Genomic DNA, 19,259 nt, shown 5'->3' on the forward strand with positions numbered 1-19,259 from the left:
CGTCATGGGAACCGGCTTAAAGGAGCCCATGAAAATCACGACTCTCAATGTCGACGAGCACCTGGCTCCCGCCGACTGCCGAACCATGGCCGATGTGCGCCAGGGCGTGGACGCCCTGGACCGGGCCCTGGTCCAGCTCCTGACCGAGCGTCAGGGCTTCATGGACGCCGCCGCCCGCATCAAGGCCGACCGCTCCAAGGTCTTCGACCGCGCGCGGATCGAGGACGTGGTCGACAAGGTCAAGGCCGCCGCCCGCGCGTCGGGACTGTCGGAAGCGATCGCCGAACCGGTCTGGCGCACGCTGATCGACCGCTGCATCGCCTACGAATACGACAGCTGGGACAAGACGAAGGGCTGAGGCGAAGGCGCGTCCCGCGGCGCCCCCAGCTTGTCGCGCATTCCCAAACTCAACCTTAGTTTGAATGACATGTTTCGCGCCGGGCGGTCATGTCGGAACGGAAATCTGGTCTTACCATTCGTCAGACAAATGTGACGGAAGGCCCGGACCACTCCGCGCGCCTAGCCCGTCATGACCACCTATTTCGCCCCCAATAGGCCAGCCGATGGCCTTTGAGAGCGCGGCAGACTGGATGATCGCCAATGTGAGCCCAAGATGGCCTTACCAGGTGGTCGCCACGCGGTGAAAACTGGCATTACCAATTTCTTGACAACCGCCCTAACCGGTCGGATAAATCCTCTCAAGGGCGCCAAGTCAGTGCGCCGGGGGAGGATTCCGATGAACCATGCACGCAACCGTTTCGCTCTTCGCACGGCGCTGATGGCGTCCTGCGCGGCCCTGTCGCTGGGCGCATCCGCCCAGGCCCAGACGACGGCGCCGACCGGCGCCGAGCAAAAGGCCGAACCCTCCACGGTCGACGCCGTGGTGGTAACCGGTTTCCGCCAAGCCTACGCCAACGCCATCTCGACCAAGCGCGAGACCCTGGAAATCTCGGACGGCATCTCGTCCGACGGCCTGGGCCGCTTTCCCGACCTGAACGTCGGCGAAGCCATCCAGCGCATCCCGGGCATCCAGATCAATCGCGAGGCCGACAGCCGCAACGCCACGATCAGCCTGCGCGGCCTGCCGGGCTCGTTCGCGCGCACGACGCTGAACGGCGGTGCGTTCGCCGACCCCATCCTGAACGGCTCGACCCCGCTCGGCGCCTTCAACTCGGACATCTTCACGTCGATCAACGTCATCAAGTCGCCGATGTCCAACGATCTGGCCGGCGGGCTCTCGGGCAATATCGACCTGCGCATCGCCCCGGCCCTGCAGCGCAAGGACGGCGGCTTCGCCAAGGCCTCCTATGAGTATGACGACCTCGGCAAGCTGGGCAGCCCGCTGGCCTCGATGGGCTATAACAAGCACATCACCGACGACTTCGCGGTGTTCGGCGTCGTCGGCTGGAAGGACGAGAAGTTCCGCCGCGATTCCATCACCGTGAACTCCTGGGGCAACAAGCTGGGCTCGATTCAGCTAGGCAACCAGAAAGTCCCTGGCCAGAACCCCGACTATGACGCGCTGGTCGCCCAGTATCCGGGCGGCGTCTACTATCCCAGCCAGACCCGGCAGCTGGTGAAATACAACCGCGGGACCACCGTATCAGCCGCGACCGGCTTCGAATGGCGGATCAACGACAACTGGAAAGTCGGCGCCAATGGGTTCCTCACCAAGCGGAACCTGAAGGACGCCACCAACAACATTCTTTATATCGACGCCGGGCCGGGCAATGGGACCAACACGGCTCTGACCGCGACCTCGGCCGTCGCGCATATCACCAAGGTCGGCACGCCCTATATCGTGCATACCCCGAACGGCGACCGCGCCTACGTCAACAGCTTCTCGGCCGAGAACATCAATACGTTCGACTCGGTCCGCTCCGAACCGGCCGACAACCAGACCTGGGCCATCAACCCGACGATCGAGTTCAAGAACGACGCCTGGAAGGCCACGGCCAACTTCACGGTGTCCAAGGCCAAGGCCCAAGCCAACCAGATCGAACTGGACATCGTCGAAAATCCCTACCGGAACCTCGGTCCGGCCGGGCTCAACGGCATCACCACCTCGGTGGCCCTGAACGGCACGGATCTGTCGAACTACACCGCCGTTCTGAACACCCCGCACGCCACCCACCTGCCGACCGGCGGCTTCGTGATCCCGTCCACGGCGACCGCCGCCACCCAGGCCGGCGCGGTGATGCCGGGCCAGGCTGCCACCGTCGCCGGCGACAAGTTCGGCGTCACCGGCACGAGCGGCAACGCCGACAACGTGCTGAACGCGGCCCAATTCGACTTGGAGCGCTCGATCAACACCGCGTTCATCACCTCGGTGCAGATCGGCGCCCGCGCGGAGCACAATAAATACACCTCGACCGGTTCGCGAAACACCGCGCTGGGCGCCCAGACCCAGAACATCACGCCGGACATGGCCATGCCGCTGGGCTACGCCCGGGACTTCTTCGGCGGTCAGGCCGCCGGCGCGACGTCCAACTGGATGAACGTCGACATCAACCGGATCCTGAAGGCCATCACGCCGGTCAACACCAACCTGCGGACGACGACCAATCCGAACGGCCTGCCCGACCAGTTCCTGCTCGGCGCGCCGGGCGTGTTCCTGACCCCTTACGGCGTGGTCAACAACTACACGGACGGCAACTACTGGAACAACAACTTCAGCAATCAGAACGACGTGCTGTCGCTGTACGGCTCGGCGAAGTTCAAGACCGATCTGCTGTCGATCCCGGTCCGCGGCAGCGTCGGCGCGCGCTACGAGTCGACCAAGAACAAGATCGTCGCTCTGAACTGCGTGAACTGCGCCAGCACGCTCGCCGCCATCGCCGGCCCGATCAACCACGCGCTGAGCACCGCGACGACCAAGAACGACTACCACTACTGGCTGCCGTCGGCGATCGTCGTGGCCGACCTGCGCGACGACCTGGTTCTGCGCGCCGCCGCCTACCGCACCTATGTTCGTCCGCAGCCGCGCGACAACGCCCCGACCAGCTTCGTGCAGGTGCCGACCGACGTGAACCCGCCGACCGATCCGGTCTATACGGTCACGCTGGGCGCCACCAATCTCAAGCCCTACACCGCCGACTCCTACGATCTGTCGCTGGAATGGTACAATCGTCCCGGCGGGATGATCTCGCTGGCCGCCTATCGCAAGAAGATCGACGGCTATATCGGCCCGATCACCGATCAGTCGGCGCTCTGCCCCGCCAACGGCAAGCTTCCCGGCATCGATGTCGACCTGGGCACGCTGACCATCGACAATTCGGGCGGCACGCCGAAGTGCGTCAGCTCCAAGCAGTTCATCGGCGCGGGCGGCGTGCTTAAGAACGCTCAGGTCAATGTCAGCGGCAAGACCAACCAATCGCCGATGACCGTGACCGGCGTCGAGTTCAACGTTCAGCAGAACTTCGACTTCCTGCCGGGCTTCTGGAAGAATTTCGGCGGCGCGTTCAACTATTCGTATACGAAGATCGAGGGCAAGGACACGGCGGGTAACGCCATCACCCTGCCCAGCGTGTCCAAGAACAACATCAACCTCATCGGCTACTACGAGGCCAAATGGGGCGGTGTCCGCCTGGTCTATAACTGGCGCGACAAGTACGACCTGGCCGCCGGAAACTCGTTCGTCGGCGACGCCCGCACCGTCAAGGCGCGCAGCCAGTTGGACGCCTCGGCCTCATACAAGATCACCGAAAGCCTGACGGTCTCGGTCGACGCGTTCAACCTGACCGACGCCACCCGGTCCGAATACGAGAACGACCCCATGCTGCCGCGCCGCATCGACTATGACGGCCGGACCTACCAGGTCACGATGCGCGCCACCTTCTAGACCCCAACATACCGACCTCCCCTGCCAAGGGCCGGAGCAAGCGCTTCGGCCCTTCTTTTTCCGGGCAGCGGCCTTAACCTTGTTTGATCAGACACACTTAAGGCCGGGCGGCCAGAGTGCGGGCAGCCCCCAAAGGACGCCGCCGTGCAGCTCTCCGCCGCCAGTCCAGTGACCCGCTATGTCCCGGCGCCGGCCGGCGCCGCGAGCGATGCTTCGGCCAAAATCGCCGACCTGACCGCGCTGGCGGCGGCCCAGACCAACCAGAAGATGGCCGCGGCCGCAGGCGCGGCGCTCGGCCAGGCCACCAGCGATCTGGCCGGCGCGCTGGTCGACATCTCGGCCTGACGCCAGCCTATCCCTTCAGCGACCTCAGGGCCTGCTCGTGGGTGTAGGCGGCGATATCCATCAGCGCGGCGTCCAGGGCCGTCCTGACCGTCTCCAGCCCCTCCTCGCCGGCCTCGCAGCGTTCGCAGACCTCTCCCAAAGCGAAGGCCCCGACGCCCCGCGCGGCGCCCTTGACCGTGTGCACGGCGTCCCTCCAGCCGGGATGGCTCGGATCCAGCATCGGGGCCCACAGCGCGGCCTGTTCGCGGAACAGCGCCAGCACCTCGTCGACCAGGGCTGAATCCCCAGCCGCGAACCCTTCCAGATAGCCAAAATCCACGGCCCCGCTGATATCTCGTCTCGCCATGAAAAAAGCTCTTGCGCTCCCAAAATCATTGCGTATGTTCCGCGCCTCGCCGCCGGGGCTCGCAAGTGCTTCGGAAACGCGAATGGGTGTATAGCTCAGTTGGTAGAGCAGCTGACTCTTAATCAGCGGGTCCAAGGTTCGAATCCTTGTACACCCACCATTCTCCGCTTTTTTCAATGATCTAGCGATCAGCCCTCCGGGGCTCCGGTCGTGGCGGGCGCGCGTGAAAACGCGCTAGATCGGCGGGAAACGTCGGCTCCGAACGCGCGCGAGATGGTTCGGATACGGAGCTTTCGTCCGGGCCGTCGCGCCGAGTCCCACGAGCCGGAGCGCCCAGGCGGGGACTTGTGGGCGTCGCGTGGTCGTCAGTATACGCGATCCCTCAACCACATGGATCCGCGATGACCGCGCGACTGGAAGCCGACATCCTTCAGGTTCTGCGCGCGGCGATGGCGTTGGTTTCAGCCGATGGCCTGAGCGCCCTGACCTTGCGCCCCCTGGCGGAACGGCTGGGCACGACGGTCTCGATCCTGTCCTACAAATTTGGCCGCAAGGACGATCTGGTCGCCGCGATCATCGACGCGGCGCGCGAAGAGGACAGCGCCTTTCTGGATCTCTGGCTCGCGCGGATACGCGCCGTGAGGTCAATGACCCCCGCGATCATGGCGGAGTTCGCCGACTCGATCCTGGACGACATGGCGCGCGGACACGCCATTCGCGGCCAATTCTACTGCGAGCTGTTGCAAGGCGCGGCGTCGCGCCCGGAGATCGCGGCGCCGCTTGGCCTTTGGCGCGCCCAGCGCCTGGCGTTCTGGCGCGCGGCGACCGAGCGCCTTGAGCGCCCCGACCTGGCCGAAACCCTTCATGCTTATAGCGCCGACGAGGTTGTCCATGGACTCGCCCTCGGCGACCAGGCGGCCTACCGCTGGCTTCGACGCCTGGGCCTGAAGCGGCTTTGCGGCGGCCTGGTCGCCGCCGAGGGCGACACCGACGGCGAACTGTTCACCGTCTTCCACGCGGCCCTGGGCGATCTGCTGATGACGCCGGACGGGCGCTATCAAGCCGCGCCGATGAGCGAATGGCAGGCTCGGATCGCCGGGCACATCTCGGCGCTGATCATCGACGAGGGCGCCGACGCGGTGACCCACCGAGCCGTCGCCAAGCGCGCTGGCGTCGCCAGCTCGACCCTGGCCTATCACTTCCCGCGCCAGGATGACCTGCTGCGATCGGGCCTGGACGACGTCATCATCAGGCTTCAGGGCCATGTGGACCGCCCAGCCTCTCCAGTCTCGACGTCCGAGCCCAACCGCAGCCGCGAAGAGATCGCCCGCGCGACCTTCGCCGTCGCCCTGGCCGCCACGCGGAACGCCAGCCTCAGGGGCATCGCCGCCGACATGCGCCGACGGCGCGGCGAGAACCTTTATGTCTATCTGAAGCGCGAGGGCGGCGGCGCCACGCCCTTCGACCTGCTGAGCGCCCAGGTGATGTCGATCACCAGCATCGGGCAACTGATGCTGACAGCGGGCGAGGTCGGCGGCGCCGGAGCGGACTTCGAACTGATCGGCCGGATGCGGACGGCCGCCCTGGCGGCAGGTCCGAAACCTCCGCGCGAATATCGCACAACTGTATAATCCGCACCAAGAAGGCCGCCCACAATCGGCCGACGCTTTTCGCACAACTGTCGCAAGCGCGTCATGGACGGGTGCTAATCGCCCCAACCATTCAATGGTTCGGGGACGCACCGCAATGATTTCGACGCACAACCTTCGTTTCGGGCTTTCCTTGCTGGCGAGCGCCAGCCTCGCGCCATTCGCACAAGCGTATGCCGAGGCCGCGCCAGCCGCGGCGACGCAGGGCGTCGAGCTGGAGGCCGTCGTGGTCACCGCCCAGCGGCGCAGCGAGAACCTGCAGCAGGTGCCGGTCGCCATAACCTCGGTCAGCGGCAAGGCGCTGGAGGCGTCCAACTTCCAGGCGGTCACCGACCTTCAGTACGTGGTCCCGGGGGTGCAGTTCGATCCAACCAATGGCGCGGCCTTCCAGATCCGCGGCGTGGGCAGCACCTCGTTCGACTTCTCGAACGAAAAGTCCGTCAGCCTGGTCGTCGACGACGTGGTCATGGACGGTCAGCGCGACAACGGCATGACCGGCCTTTCTGACATCCAGCAGGTCGATGTGCTGATGGGGCCGCAGGGCACGCTGTTCGGCAAGAACGCCACCTCGGGCGTGATCTCGATCGCCACGGCCAAGCCGGTCTTGAGCCAGTGGGCCGTCAAGGCCAGCGCCAGCTATGGCGAGCGCGAGGACCGCAACGCCAACCTGATCGTCAACGCGCCCTTGGGCGACAAGTTCGCCCTGCGGGTCGCGGCCTTCACCCAAGGCCAGGAAGGTCACGGGCGCTATACGACGCTCAATCAGAACCTGAACACCTTCAAGGAGCATGGCTACCGGGCCAAGCTGCTGTTCAAGCCGTTCGAGGGCCTGGAGGCGATCTATACTCACGACGACGAGTATCACTGGGACAACAGCATCCGCACCGCCGTCGCGGTCGCCTCGCCGGCCGTCAACGCGCTGCAGATCGCAAATGGCGTGACCCAAGGCCCGGAGAACGGCGACGACGCCGACTCGTCGATGGGCATGATCCGCACGAAGACCCAAGGGGACTCGCTGCGGGTCCAGTATCAGGTCGGGCGCGACACCCTGACCTCGATCACCGCCTATCGTAAGACGACCTACGACAACGACACCCCGGCCGACCTCGTGCCGGCGACCCAGTTCGCCTACATCCCCTATAACAGCGGCCGGCTGAACACCTCCAAGGTCAGCCAGGAGCTGCGCTGGGCCTCGCCGACCGGCGGCTTTGTCGAATATCTGGCCGGGCTGTTCTACAATCGGCTGCTGGCCGAGCAGACCCAGCTGCAATGGGCCACCCTGGGCGCCCCGATCGTCTCGCCGACCGGCGTCAGGCTGACCAACTTCTACGCCCTGACCGGCGCGATCGGCGCGGCGGGCAACGCCTCGCTGTTCAAAGCCCAGAACACCACAGGCGCCGTGTTCGGACAGCTCAAGTTCAACCTGACGCCCAAGGCCAGCCTGGCGATCAGCGGCCGCTACACCAGCGACCACAACGGCCAGTCCCTGAACTACGTGTGGATCGATCCGCGCCCGATCACCGGGGTCAACGCGACCTTCACCGCGACCAGCGCCCAGCCCTATCAGAACCGCGGCCGGGTCAAGGACCACAATTTCTCGTACCGGATCGCGGGCCAGTATCAGCTTTCCGACCACGCCATGGCCTATGCGACCTACTCCACCGGCTACAAGCCCGGCGGCGTGGCCTTCGTCGGCAACAAGTACGCGCCGTTCGCCGACGAGACCGTCAAGAGCCTGGAAGCGGGCGTCAAATCCGAGCTGTTCGATCGCCGCGTGCGCCTGAACGTCGACGTCTTCAACTCCGAGTTCACCGACTTCCAGGCGACGATCCTGACCAACATCCCGGGCAACGTCCTGCAGCAGCTGGTGATCGGCAACGCTGGCGGCCTGAAAAGCTCGGGCGCGGAAGCCAACGTCGCCTGGCGGGTCAACGAGGCGCTCAGCCTGACCGGCGCGGTGACCTATGCCGACGCCCACTTCACCGACTATGTCTACAACGCCACCACCAACTACACCGGCACGCGCCTGACCAACGCGCCGCGCCTGTCCGCCCATCTGGGCGCCGAGTACGAACGCACCGTCGGGACGATGCGCGTCAGGGCCAATCTCGACTACGCCTATCGCAGCAAGAGCTGGACCGTGGTTGGTCAGCCCGCCTATTCGGAGGTCCCGGCCTACGGCCTGGCCAACGGGCGGATCAGCCTGTCGCCGGAGAACAGCCAGATCGAGTTCGGCCTCTACGGCCGCAATCTGTTCAACAAGTATTACTCGACCGGCTACCAGCAATACGGCGCGCTGGGCCTGCTGCACTACACGGCCCGCGACGCCTACCGGACCGTCGGCGTGTTCGCCAAGTACGCCTACTAGATCCCCTCGACTTCAGACCGCCCGGAGCGATCCGGGCGGCCTTTTTCTTTCCGAAGGTTCCCCATGCCCCGCTTCTCCGCGCGCCTCTGCGCCGCGCTCCTCGCCACCGCCACGCCGGTGATGGCCCAGGAGAGCCCCGCCCTTTCGCCCGATCTCAAGCTGAACGAGATCCAGGTGCTGGGCACCCACAACAGCTACGCCATGCCGGTCGACAAGCGGCTGCTGGCCATCGTCGACCCGATCCTCGGCCGCATGATGAGCGACATCGGGACCCGTATGCCGGCTTCGATGGCGGCGCTGTTCAAGGAAGAGCACCCCAACGACGTCAAGATGAGCGAAGGGCTCAGCTATGAGCATCCGGACCTGAAGACGCAGCTCGACGAGGGGATGCGCAGCCTGGAGATCGACGTCAATCCCGATCCCAAGGGCGGCAACTTCCTCGACCCCGCCGGCTATCGCGTGCTGCGCGAGAAGGGCGTGACCGATCTGCTGCCCTTCGACAAGACGGGCCTGGACGCGCCCGGCTACAAGGTGCTGCACATGCCGGACATCGACTTCCGCAGCCACTGCCCGACGTTCAAGCTGTGCCTGACCCAGGTGCGCGAATGGTCCGACGCCCACCCCGGCCACATTCCTCTGTTCCTGGTCGTCGAGGCCAAGGTCTCGGACATTCCGATCTTCCCCAACCCGACCCACACTGTGCCGTTCACCCCGGCGCTGTTCGACGACCTGGACCAGGAGATCGTCTCGGTGCTGGGACGCGAGCGCCTGATCACGCCAGACGACGTGCGCGGCGCGCACGCGACGCTGAACGAAGCGATCCGGGCCGGCGCCTGGCCGACGCTGAAATCGGCGCGCGGCAAGATCGTGATCCTGATGATCACCGCCACCGGCGAAGCCGCCACGCGAGGCTATCTGGAAGGCCACCCGTCGCTGAAGGGGCGCATGGCGTTCGTGCGCGCCGAGCCCGGCCAGGACCACGCCGCCTTCCTGATGTTCGACAACGCCCTGGTGCGCGCGGACGACATCAAGACCTACGTCCGCCAGGGCTATATCGTGCGCACGCGCTCGGACATCGAGACCTACGAAGCCAAGATCAACGACATGACCCGCGCCAACGCCGCCTTCGCCAGCGGCGCCCAGGTGGTGTCGACCGACTTCGAACATCCGGGCAACGCCTATGGCACGCCGTATGTGGTGAAACTGCCGGGCGGCGGCGTCGCGCGGCGCAATCCCGTGCTGGGCGCGCGATAGCCCCGCAACCAGCGGCTTCAAGCCCAAGCCCGGCGTCGGATCGCGACGTCGGGCTTTTGGCGTTCTTCGGCGTCCCGGAACCTTGGCCACGCGCCTTTCCGCCGCGAGTCCGACACTTTCCCCTATCGAAGCGGAGCCATATCGAGGCTAGATCATTTCAGCACTGAAAACCGGCGCACATGTTCGACTCTTACGGCTCGCTGGCTGTCCTCCGACGACAGCGACCCTGGGTTGGCGAGTCGCCGTCCCGAACGAACACGCCGCGCGCGTCGCGGCCGGACCGAAGGCTGATGATGATCGACTCCACGCCCCCCGCCTCGCGCACCTCGCCGCGCCGCCGGACGCGGATTATCGGCGGTGTCATCGCCGTCGCCGTCCTGGCCGGCGTCGGCGGTCTGTCCTGGGTTCTGCTGCATAACGCCAAGGATAGCGGCGGCCCGGGAGGCCCGGGTGGCTTCGGCGGCGGTCGTCGCGGCGGTCCGGCGAGCACGGTGGCGGTGGCCGCCGCGACCAGCACGGACCTGCCCATCATCATCGACGCCCTGGGCGCGGTGAAGCCGGCCGCGACCGTCACGGTGCGTCCGCAGGTCTCCGGCGTGATCACCGAGGTGCTGTTCCGCGAAGGCCAGATCGTCAAGCGCGGCCAGCCCTTGGTGCAAATCGATCCCCGCCCGTTCAAGATGGCCCTGCTGCAAGCGCAGGGGAACCTGACTCGGGACGAGGCCCAGCTGGCCAGCGCCAAGCTGACCCTGTCGCGCTACCAGACCCTGCTGAGCCAGGACTCGATCGCCCGCCAGGAGGTCGACACCCAGGCCGCGACGGTCAAGCAGCTGGAAGGTACGGTCATGACCGACCGCGCCGCCGTCGGCACGGCCCAGATCAATCTCGGCTACACCCGCATCGTCGCCCCGGTCGCCGGTCGCGTGGGCCTGCGGGTCACCGATGTCGGCAACTATATCGGCGCGGGTGACACGAACGGCGTGGCGGTCGTCACCACCCTCTCGCCGATCGATGTGGAGTTCACGGTCCCGCAGGACGACGTGCCGCGCATCGCCGCTCGCCAGGGCCGCGCCAACGTGCCCGTGGCCGCGCTCGACCGCACCCGCACCCAGACCCTGGACACCGGCGCCTTCTCGACCCTGGACAACGTGGTCGACGCCGGCACCGGCACGGTCAAGGCCAAGGCCCGCTTCCCGAACGCCAGCGGCGCCCTGTTCCCGAGCCAATTCGTCAATGTCCGCATGACGCTGGACACTATCAAGGGCGCGATCGTCGTGCCGGCCACGGCCGTGCGCCAGAGCGCGAACGGCCCCTTCGTGTGGCTGCTGAACGACGACCACACCGTCTCCAAGACCCCGGTCAAGACCGGCCAGGCCACCGGCGTTCAGGTGCAGATCACCGACGGCCTGAAGGTCGGCGACAAGGTCATCACCGAGGGCGGCGACCGCCTGCGCGATGGAAGCCGCGTCCAACTGCCAGGCGACAAGCCCCAAGGTCCCGGCCAGTGGGGCGGCAAGGGCGGCGGCAAGGGCGGACATCGCCAGCACGGCCAAGGCCACGGTCAGGGTGCTCAGGGACAGGGCGGTCAGGGACAGGCCGACGGCCAAGGCCAGGGCGGCGGTGAGAACCGTCGCCACCGCCAGCCGCAGCCCCAGGGCTAAGCGGACCCCGCAGCGATGAACCCCTCGCGCCCCTTTATCGAGCGGCCGGTCGCCACGGCCCTGTTCATGGTCGCCATCGTCCTGGCGGGCCTGGTCGGCTTCCGGCTGCTGCCGCTGTCGGCCCTGCCGCAGGTCGACTACCCCACGATCCAGGTCCAGACCCTCTATCCGGGCGCCAGCCCCGAGGTGATGAGCCAGACCGTCACCGCCCCGCTGGAGCGCCAGCTGGGCGAGATGGCGGGCCTGGCCCGGATGAGCTCGGTCAGCACGGCCGGCGCGTCGGTGATCACGCTGCAGTTCAATCTCGGCGAGTCTCTGGATGTCGCCGAACAGGAGGTGCAGGCCGCCATCAACGCCAGCGGCTCGCTGCTGCCCGCCGACCTGCCCGCGCCGCCAGTCTACGCCAAGGTCAATCCGGCCGACGCGCCGGTGCTGACCCTGGCGGTGACTTCGGACACCCTGCCGCTGACCGAGGTGCAGAACCTCGTGAACACCCGCCTGGCCCAGAAGATCAGCCAGGTCTCCGGCGTCGGTCTCGTCACCCTGTCGGGCGGCCAGCGGCCGGCCATGCGGATCCAGGCCGACACCCAGGCCCTGTCCAGCTATGGGCTGGCCCTGTCCGACGTTCAGACGGCGATCAGCGCCGCCAACGCCAACAGCGCCAAGGGCAGCTTCGACGGCCCGACCCGCGCCTACACGATCAACGCCAACGACCAGCTGCTCAGCGTCGACGACTACAAGAACCTGATCGTCACCTACAAGAACGGCGCTCCGGTGCGTCTTTCCGACGTGGCCCAGGTCATCTCCAGCGCGGAGAACACCCGCCTGGGCGCCTGGGCCGACAAGACGCCGGCCATCATCGTCAACGTCCAGCGCCAGCCCGGCGCCAACGTCATCAAGACGGTGGACGCCATCAAGGCCAAGCTGCCCGAGCTTCAAGCCGGCCTGCCGGCCACGCTCGATGTTCGCGTGCTGGCCGACCGCACCACCGGCATCCGCGCGTCGGTCCACCACGTCGAGATGGAGCTGCTGCTGGCCGTGGCGCTGGTGGTGCTGGTGATCTTCTTCTTCCTGCACAGCCTGCGGGCCACGGTGATCGCCAGCCTGGCCGTGCCGATCTCGCTGATCGGTTCGTGCGGGGTCATGTACCTGCTGGGCTTCAGCCTCAACAACCTCAGCCTGATGGCCCTGACCATCGCCACCGGCTTCGTGGTCGACGACGCCATCGTGATGATCGAGAACATCACCCGCCATCTGGAGCGCGGCGAAAAGCCGATGGAGGCGGCGCTGAAGGGCGCCAAGGAGATCGGCTTCACGATCATCTCGCTGACCATCTCGCTGATCGCGGTGCTGATCCCGCTGCTGTTCATGGGCGACGTGGTCGGCCGGCTGTTCCGCGAGTTCGCCATCAGCCTGGCCATCACCATCCTGATCTCGGCCGTGGTCTCGCTGACCCTGACTCCGATGCTGTCGGCCCGCTGGCTGCGCTCGCATCCGGAGCAGGAGCCCAAGGGCGTCAGCAAGAAGGCGCTAGACCTCTTCGAGCGCGTCGAAGGCCGCTACGAGAAGGCCCTGGCCTGGGTGCTGGAGCATCAACGCGCCACCCTGCTGGTGGCGATCGCCACCCTGGCCCTGACGGCCCTGCTCTACATCGTCATCCCCAAGGGCCTGTTCCCGACCCAGGACACCGGGCAGCTGTTGGCCCGGACCGAGATGAGCCAGTCGGTCTCCTACGACCGCATGTCGGCCCTGCAGCAACAGGCGGCCGAGGCGATCCTGGACGATCCGGCGGTCGAGAGCGTCGCGTCATTCATCGGCGTCGACGGCGCCAACAACGCCATGCTCCACACCGGCCAGATGCAGATCAACCTGAAAGCCGACCGCTCCGGCTCGCAGGAAAAGATCATGCAGCGGCTGCGTGATCGGGTCGCCCATGTGCCGGGCGTCACCCTGTACCTGCAGCCCACCCAGGACCTGACCATCGACGCCGAGACCGGCCCGACCCAGTACCGCGTCTCGCTGGAAGGCGCCGACACCCCGACCATCAAGGAATGGGCCGGCAAGCTGGTGGCCCAGCTGAACAAGGTCAAGGCCGTCCGCAACGTCTATTCGGACGCCTCCGCCACTGGCCAGGCCGCGTATGTCGACATCGACCGCGACTCCGCGGCGCGGCTGTCGATCACCGCCTCCGACGTCGACGACGCCCTGTACAGCGCGTTCGGCCAGCGGATCGTCTCGACCATCTTCACCGAGACCAACCAGTACCGCGTGATCCTGGAGGCCAAGCCCGGCGTTCTGACCGATCCGAGCAACCTGGGCGATCTGCACCTAAAGACCGGGAGCGGCCAGCCCGCGCCGCTGAACGCCTTCTCGACCATCAGCACGCGCCAAGCGCCGTTGCAGGTGACCCACGTCGCCCAGTTCCCCGCCACCACGATCGGCTTCGACACCGCGCCGGGGGTCTCGCTGGGTCACGCGGTCAGCGAGATCCGCAAGGCGATGAAGGACATCAAGATGCCCGCGTCGGTGACCCACACCTTCCTGGGCGCCGCGGGAGCCTATGAGAACTCGCTGTCCAACCAGCTGTGGCTGATCCTGGCGGCGGTGGTCTGCGTCTATATCGTGCTGGGCGTGCTCTATGAGAGCTATGTCCACCCGCTGACCATCCTGTCGACCCTGCCCTCGGCCGGCGTCGGCGCCCTGCTGTTCCTGTGGATCACGGGCGCGGGCCTGGGCGTGATCGGGATCATCGGCATCATACTGCTGATCGGCATCGTCAAGAAGAACGCGATCATGATGATCGACTTCGCCATCGACGCCGAGCGCAACGAGGGCAAGTCGCCGCGCGAGGCGATCTTCCAGGCCGCCGTCCTGCGGTTCCGTCCGATCCTGATGACCACCCTGGCGGCCCTGTTCGCGGCCATCCCGCTGATGCTGGGCTTTGGCGAGGGCGCCGAGCTGCGTCGTCCGCTGGGCGTGGCCATCTTCGGCGGCCTGATGGTCAGCCAGCTTCTGACCATCTTCACGACCCCGGTCGTCTATCTGGCCTTTGACAGCCTGCTTCCCAGCGGCCGCAAGGGCCGGACGGAAGAGCCCCCGCCGGGCGCCGAGCCGGAGCCGATCCCGGGGGCGCCGTCGTGAACCTGTCGTCGCCGTTCATCCGCCGTCCCGTCGCGACGGTCCTGCTGACCATCGGCGTCGCGATGGCGGGCATCGCGGCCTTCTTCGTGCTGCCCGTCGCGCCCCTGCCTCAGGTGGATTTTCCGACCATCTCGGTGCAGGCGAACCTGTCCGGCGCCAGCCCGCAGACCATGGCCTCCAGCGTGGCCACGCCGCTGGAGCGCCGCCTGGGGGTGATCTCGGGCGTCAACGAGATGACCTCGCAGAGCTCCACGGGCCGGGCGCAAATCACCCTGCAGTTCGACCTGAACCGCAAGATCGATGGCGCGGCGCGCGAGGTTCAGGCCGCGATCAACGCCGCGCGCGTCGATCTGCCGGCGACGCTGCGCAGCAACCCGACCTATCGAAAGATGAACCCATCGGACGCGCCGGTGGTCATCCTGGCCCTGACGTCCGACACCAAGACGCCGGGCCAGATCTACGACGCGGTGTCCAACATCGTCGCCCAGCGCCTGTCCCAGGTGACCGGCGTCGGCGACGTCGAGATCGGCGGCGGCTCCCTGCCGGCGGTGCGGATCTCGGCCAACCCGTTCCTGCTGAACCAATACGGCGTCAGCATGGAAGACATCCGAGCGGCCATTCAGTCCGCCAACGCCAATCGCCCCAAGGGCGCGATCGAGGGCGGCGGCCAGCGCTACCAGGTCTACACCACCGGAGCGGGCCGCAAGGCCGCCGACTATGCCGGCCTGATCGTCGCCTGGCGCAACGGCGCGGGCATCCGGCTGTCCGACGTCGCCGATGTCACCGACAGCGTCGCCGACACCCGCACGCTGGGCCTCTTCAACGGCAAGCCGGCCATCATCGTCCTGCTGACCGCCCAACCCGGCGCCAACGTCATCCAGACCGTCGACAGCGTCAAAGCGGTGCTGCCCGAGCTGCGCGCCCAGCTGCCAAGCGACATCACCGTGTCCCTGGCCAGCGACCGCACCAACTCGATCCGCGCCTCGCTGCGTGAGATCGAAGTGACGCTGCTGATCTCGATCATCCTGGTGATCGTGGTGGTCAGCGCCTTCCTGCGCAGCGCCCGGGCGACCTTCATCCCGGCGGCGGCGACTATCGTGTCGCTGCTGGGCACGTTCGGCGTGATGTACCTGCTGGGCTTCTCGCTGAACAATCTGAGCCTGATGGCCATCACGGTCGCCACCGGCTTCGTGGTCGACGACGCCATCGTCGTGCTCGAGAACACCGCGCGCCACATCGAGCGCGGGATGGACCGCTTCCAGGCCGCCATGCTGGGCGCGCGCGAGGTCGGCTTCACGGTGCTCTCGATCAGCATCTCGCTGGTCGCGGTGTTCATTCCCCTGCTGTTCATGGGCGGCCAGGTGGGCCGCCTGTTCCGCGAGTTCGCCGTCACCCTGTCGGCGGCCGTGCTGATCTCGCTGGTCATCTCGCTGACCACGACGCCGATGATGTGCGCCTATCTGCTGCGGCCGGAGAAGAAGGAGAAGGAGGGGCCCGTCGCCCGCGTCTTCGAGCGCCTGTTCGACCACGTGCACCGGGCCTACGAACATAGCCTCGACTGGGCCCTGGACGCCAAGCCGCTGGTTCTGTGCCTGTTGTTCGCCGTGATCGGCATGACGGCCTGGCTCTATATCGCCGTGCCGAAGGGCTTCTTCCCGCAGCAGGACACCGGCCAGCTCCAGGCCGGCCTGCGCGCCGACCAGTCCGTCTCGTCCCAGGCCATGCAGCAGAAGCTCCGTCAGGTCGTGAACATCATCCGCAAGGATCCCGCGGTCGAGACCGTGGTCGGCTTCACCGGCGGCGGCCGCGCCGGCGGCGGCTTCATGTTCGTCACGCTCAAGCCGATGGGCGAGCGCAAGGAGAAGGGTTCGGAGGTCATCGCCCGCCTGCGGCCAAAGCTGCAGCGCGTCACTGGCCTCAGCATCTTCCTCAACCCCGTCCAGGATCTGCGGATGGGCGGACGGCAAAGCAACTCGACCTATCAGTACACCCTGACCAGCGACTCCAGCGACTCCCTGAAAACCTGGGCGCCGAAGCTGGCGGAGGCGATGAAGGCCCACGACGATGTGCTCACCGACGTCGATTCCGACCAGGAAGAGAACGGGGTCGAGACCCTGGTCACGGTCGACCACGACAGCGCCTCGCGCGTGGGGATCACGCCCCGCGCGGTCGACAACGCGCTCTATGACGCCTTCGGCCAGCGACAGGTCGCGACCATCTATCAGGACGTCAACCAGTACGCCGTGATCCTGGAATGGAACCAGAAGTTCGCCCAGGGTCCCGAAGCCCTGAATGACGTTCGGGTGCCCACCAAGCCCACGACGACGACCACGACCAAGACCCGCAGCGTCAACCCGGCCCTGCGCGATCCGTCGACAGGCTCGGCCCTCAACACCTCCGCCGCCGCCATGACGCCGCTGCCCGCCATCGCCAGCGTCTCGCAGAACGCCACCCCGACCTCGGTCAACCACCAGAACGGCGAGCTGGCCACGACGGTCTCGTTCAACCTGGCGGAGGGCAAGACCCTGGCCGACGCGCGCGTCGCCATTCAGCAGGCCGAGGCCGAGATTGGAATGCCGACCAATGTCCGAGGCAGCTTCCAGGGCCAGGCCAAACAGGCGGGCGATCAGAATAACCAGCAACCCCTGCTGATCCTGGCGGCGATCGTGGCGATCTACATCGTGCTGGGCATTCTCTACGAAAGCTACATCCACCCGATCACGGTGCTGTCCACCCTGCCCGCCGCCGGCGTCGGCGCGGTCATCGCCCTGCTGATCTTCAAGATGGAGTTCTCGATCATCGCCCTGATCGGGGTCTTCCTGCTGCTGGGGATCGTCAAGAAGAACGCCATCATGATCATCGACTTCGCGCTGGACGCCCAGCGCAGCCGAGGCCTGACCGCTCAGGAGGCCGCTCGCGAGGCCAGCCTGCTGCGCTTCCGGCCGATCCTGATGACCACCCTGGCGGCCGCCCTGGGCGCCCTGCCTCTGGCGATTGGCTTTGGCGAAGGCGCCGAGCTGCGCCGCCCGCTGGGCGTGGCCATCATCGGCGGCCTGATCGCCAGCCAACTGCTGACCCTGATCACCACCCCGGTGGTCTATATCTATCTCGACCGACTGCGGGGGAAAAAGCGCCGCGACGAGCGCAACCTCTCCCACCATCCGCACGCGCCGGAGCCCGCCTGATGTCCAGTTCCTTCCGCCTCGCCGGCTCGGCCTCCCTGATCGTGCTCCTGGGCGCTTGCTCGATGACGCCGACCTACGAGACGCCGAAGCTCAAGGCCCCGGCCCCGGTCGCCTACAAGGCACTGGAAGGCTGGAAGACGGCGGCGCCGTCCGATCACATCGACCGGGGCGACTGGTGGACCCTGCTGGGCGATCCGACCCTGAACGCCCTCGCCGAGCGGGTGAAGGTCGACAACCAGACCATCGCCAAGGCCGAGGCCGCCTATCGCCAAGCCCGCGCCCTGGTCAGCGAGCAGCGCGCCAGCCTGTTCCCGACGGTCAACCTGACCGGCTCGGGAAGCAAGTCGGGCGGCGGCGGCGCCAGGAACGGCTCCTTCACCGGCGGAACGACCGGCGCCGGGGGAACGACCGCGGGCGGAACGACGACCGGCGGCGGCGATCAGCGTTACCAGGTCGGCATCGGCGCCAGCTGGGAGCCCGACGTCTGGGGCCGGGTCCGCGCCACGGTCAACGGCGCGTCGGCCAGCGCGCAAGCCAGCGCCGCCGACCTCGCGGCCGCCCAGCTGTCGGCGCAGGGCGAGCTGGCCACGAACTATCTGGGGCTTCGCCGCGCCGACACCGAGATCGCTCTGGTGAAGGCCACGGTCGAGGGCTATCAGCGCGCGCTGACCATCACCCAGAACCGCTACAACGCCGCCATCGCTCCGAAGTCGGACGTTCTGCAGGCCCAGACCCAGCTGGCCAACGCCCAGGCGACGCTGGAGGGCCTGGCTCAGACCCGCGCCACCTACGAGAACGCCATCGCCGTGTTGGTGGGCGAGCCGGCCAGCGGCTTCCACCTGGCGGCCGATCCGGCCTGGAAGCCGGTGGTGCCGGACATCCCGGTCGGCGTGCCCTCCACCCTGCTGGAGCGCCGCCCCGACGTCGCGGGCGCCGAGCGTCGCGCGGCCGCCGCCAACGCCCAGATCGGCGTGGCCCGCGCGGCCTTCTTCCCGACCTTCGACCTGACCGCCAATGGATCCTCGACCGGCAGCCGGCTGGGCGACCTCTTCCAGAGCTCGGCCAATACCTGGTCGCTGGGCCTGTCGGTCGCCCAGACCCTGTTCGACGCCGGCGCGCGCCGGGCGCGCGTGGCCGAGTCCCGAGCGGCCTACGACGCGGCCGCCGCCGACTACCGCCAGACGGCGCTCTCGGCGTTCTCGGACGTCGAGAACCAGCTGGCGGCGGCCCGCGCGCTGGAGCGGCAGTACGCCTTCCAGCTGACCGCCTCCCAGGCCGCCGATCAGACCGAACAGATGCTGCTGAACCAGTACCGCGCCGGCCAGGTGGCCTATACCGACGTGGTCGCGGCCCAGGCCACGGCCTTCGCCGCGCGCCGCACGCTGATCCAGACCGCCGTCGCGCGCCAGACCACGGCCGTGGCGCTGATCCAATCGCTGGGCGGCGGCTGGCGGCAGACCTAACGGCAA

Annotated in this window: 11 protein-coding genes and 1 tRNA gene; 11 read left to right on the forward strand and 1 reads right to left on the reverse strand. The window is 67.2% G+C overall.

Features of this window, described 5'->3' with window-relative positions:
- Window positions 1-28: 28 nt before the first annotated feature.
- The 3 genes from FCU40_RS05560 to FCU40_RS05570 all read left to right on the forward strand — a co-directional run bounded on the left by FCU40_RS05560 (window position 29) and on the right by FCU40_RS05570 (window position 4,186).
- Window positions 29-358: a chorismate mutase gene (locus FCU40_RS05560; RefSeq protein WP_035017242.1), complete on the forward strand. Its 330-nt coding sequence runs from the start codon at window positions 29-31 to the stop codon at window positions 356-358.
- 378 nt (window positions 359-736) lie between these two features.
- The gene (locus tag FCU40_RS05565) at window positions 737-3,841 is read left to right on the forward strand and encodes a TonB-dependent receptor (protein ID WP_168073483.1); all 3,105 of its coding nucleotides are present in this window, start codon (window positions 737-739) and stop codon (window positions 3,839-3,841) included.
- 144 nt (window positions 3,842-3,985) lie between these two features.
- Window positions 3,986-4,186, forward strand: coding sequence for a hypothetical protein (locus FCU40_RS05570; RefSeq protein WP_004619564.1), 201 nt, complete (start codon window positions 3,986-3,988; stop codon window positions 4,184-4,186).
- 7 nt (window positions 4,187-4,193) lie between these two features.
- Here the strand turns inward: FCU40_RS05570 and FCU40_RS05575 are convergent, their stop codons facing one another.
- Entirely contained in the window at window positions 4,194-4,532 is a 339-nt protein-coding gene (locus FCU40_RS05575; protein WP_168073485.1) for an Hpt domain-containing protein, read from the reverse strand.
- 84 nt (window positions 4,533-4,616) lie between these two features.
- On the opposite strand from FCU40_RS05575, the gene FCU40_RS05580 reads away from it, so the two are divergent.
- The 8 genes from FCU40_RS05580 to FCU40_RS05615 all read left to right on the forward strand — a co-directional run bounded on the left by FCU40_RS05580 (window position 4,617) and on the right by FCU40_RS05615 (window position 19,253).
- Window positions 4,617-4,692: transfer RNA gene (locus FCU40_RS05580), tRNA-Lys, on the forward strand.
- A 241-nt stretch (window positions 4,693-4,933) separates the two neighbouring features.
- A complete protein-coding gene (locus FCU40_RS05585) occupies window positions 4,934-6,163 on the forward strand; it encodes a TetR/AcrR family transcriptional regulator (RefSeq protein WP_168073487.1) in 1,230 nt (409 codons plus the stop codon).
- Between the two features lie 115 nt (window positions 6,164-6,278).
- Window positions 6,279-8,549, forward strand: a complete 2,271-nt coding sequence (locus tag FCU40_RS05590) for a TonB-dependent receptor (protein ID WP_168073489.1) — start codon at window positions 6,279-6,281, stop codon at window positions 8,547-8,549.
- Window positions 8,550-8,612: 63 nt separating this feature from the next.
- Window positions 8,613-9,803 carry a Ca2+-dependent phosphoinositide-specific phospholipase C gene (locus tag FCU40_RS05595; RefSeq protein WP_004619558.1) on the forward strand — a complete coding sequence of 397 codons (1,191 nt, stop codon included), beginning with the start codon at window positions 8,613-8,615 and terminating at the stop codon, window positions 9,801-9,803.
- Between the two features lie 290 nt (window positions 9,804-10,093).
- A complete protein-coding gene (locus FCU40_RS05600) occupies window positions 10,094-11,464 on the forward strand; it encodes an efflux RND transporter periplasmic adaptor subunit (protein WP_168073491.1) in 1,371 nt (456 codons plus the stop codon).
- Window positions 11,465-11,479: 15 nt separating this feature from the next.
- Complete coding sequence (locus FCU40_RS05605) at window positions 11,480-14,605, forward strand: multidrug efflux RND transporter permease subunit (RefSeq protein ID WP_168073493.1); 3,126 nt, start codon at window positions 11,480-11,482, stop codon at window positions 14,603-14,605.
- The gene (locus tag FCU40_RS05610; protein WP_004619553.1) at window positions 14,602-17,790 is read left to right on the forward strand and encodes an efflux RND transporter permease subunit; all 3,189 of its coding nucleotides are present in this window, start codon (window positions 14,602-14,604) and stop codon (window positions 17,788-17,790) included. The genes FCU40_RS05605 and FCU40_RS05610 overlap by 4 nt, the downstream gene beginning before the upstream one ends.
- Window positions 17,790-19,253, forward strand: coding sequence for an efflux transporter outer membrane subunit (locus FCU40_RS05615; protein WP_168073495.1), 1,464 nt, complete (start codon window positions 17,790-17,792; stop codon window positions 19,251-19,253). The genes FCU40_RS05610 and FCU40_RS05615 overlap by 1 nt, the downstream gene beginning before the upstream one ends.
- The last annotated feature ends 6 nt before the right edge of the window (window positions 19,254-19,259 follow it).

This window comes from Caulobacter sp. SSI4214, from assembly GCF_012184455.1.
Taxonomy (GTDB): Bacteria; Pseudomonadota; Alphaproteobacteria; order Caulobacterales; family Caulobacteraceae; genus Caulobacter; species Caulobacter vibrioides_E.

What these genes read in the sequence shown, in the direction of transcription:
- FCU40_RS05605 (WP_168073493.1), top strand. Translation starts at nt 11,480, where the DNA reads ATGAACCCCTCGCGCCCCTTTATCGAGCGGCCGGTCGCCACGGCCCTG.
- FCU40_RS05565 (WP_168073483.1), top strand. Translation starts at nt 737, where the DNA reads ATGAACCATGCACGCAACCGTTTCGCTCTTCGCACGGCGCTGATGGCG.
- FCU40_RS05600 (WP_168073491.1), top strand. Translation starts at nt 10,094, where the DNA reads ATGATGATCGACTCCACGCCCCCCGCCTCGCGCACCTCGCCGCGCCGC.
- FCU40_RS05595 (WP_004619558.1), top strand. Translation starts at nt 8,613, where the DNA reads ATGCCCCGCTTCTCCGCGCGCCTCTGCGCCGCGCTCCTCGCCACCGCC.
- FCU40_RS05615 (WP_168073495.1), top strand. Translation starts at nt 17,790, where the DNA reads ATGTCCAGTTCCTTCCGCCTCGCCGGCTCGGCCTCCCTGATCGTGCTC.
- FCU40_RS05575 (WP_168073485.1), bottom strand. Translation starts at nt 4,532, where the DNA reads ATGGCGAGACGAGATATCAGCGGGGCCGTGGATTTTGGCTATCTGGAA.
- FCU40_RS05585 (WP_168073487.1), top strand. Translation starts at nt 4,934, where the DNA reads ATGACCGCGCGACTGGAAGCCGACATCCTTCAGGTTCTGCGCGCGGCG.
- FCU40_RS05560 (WP_035017242.1), top strand. Translation starts at nt 29, where the DNA reads ATGAAAATCACGACTCTCAATGTCGACGAGCACCTGGCTCCCGCCGAC.
- FCU40_RS05590 (WP_168073489.1), top strand. Translation starts at nt 6,279, where the DNA reads ATGATTTCGACGCACAACCTTCGTTTCGGGCTTTCCTTGCTGGCGAGC.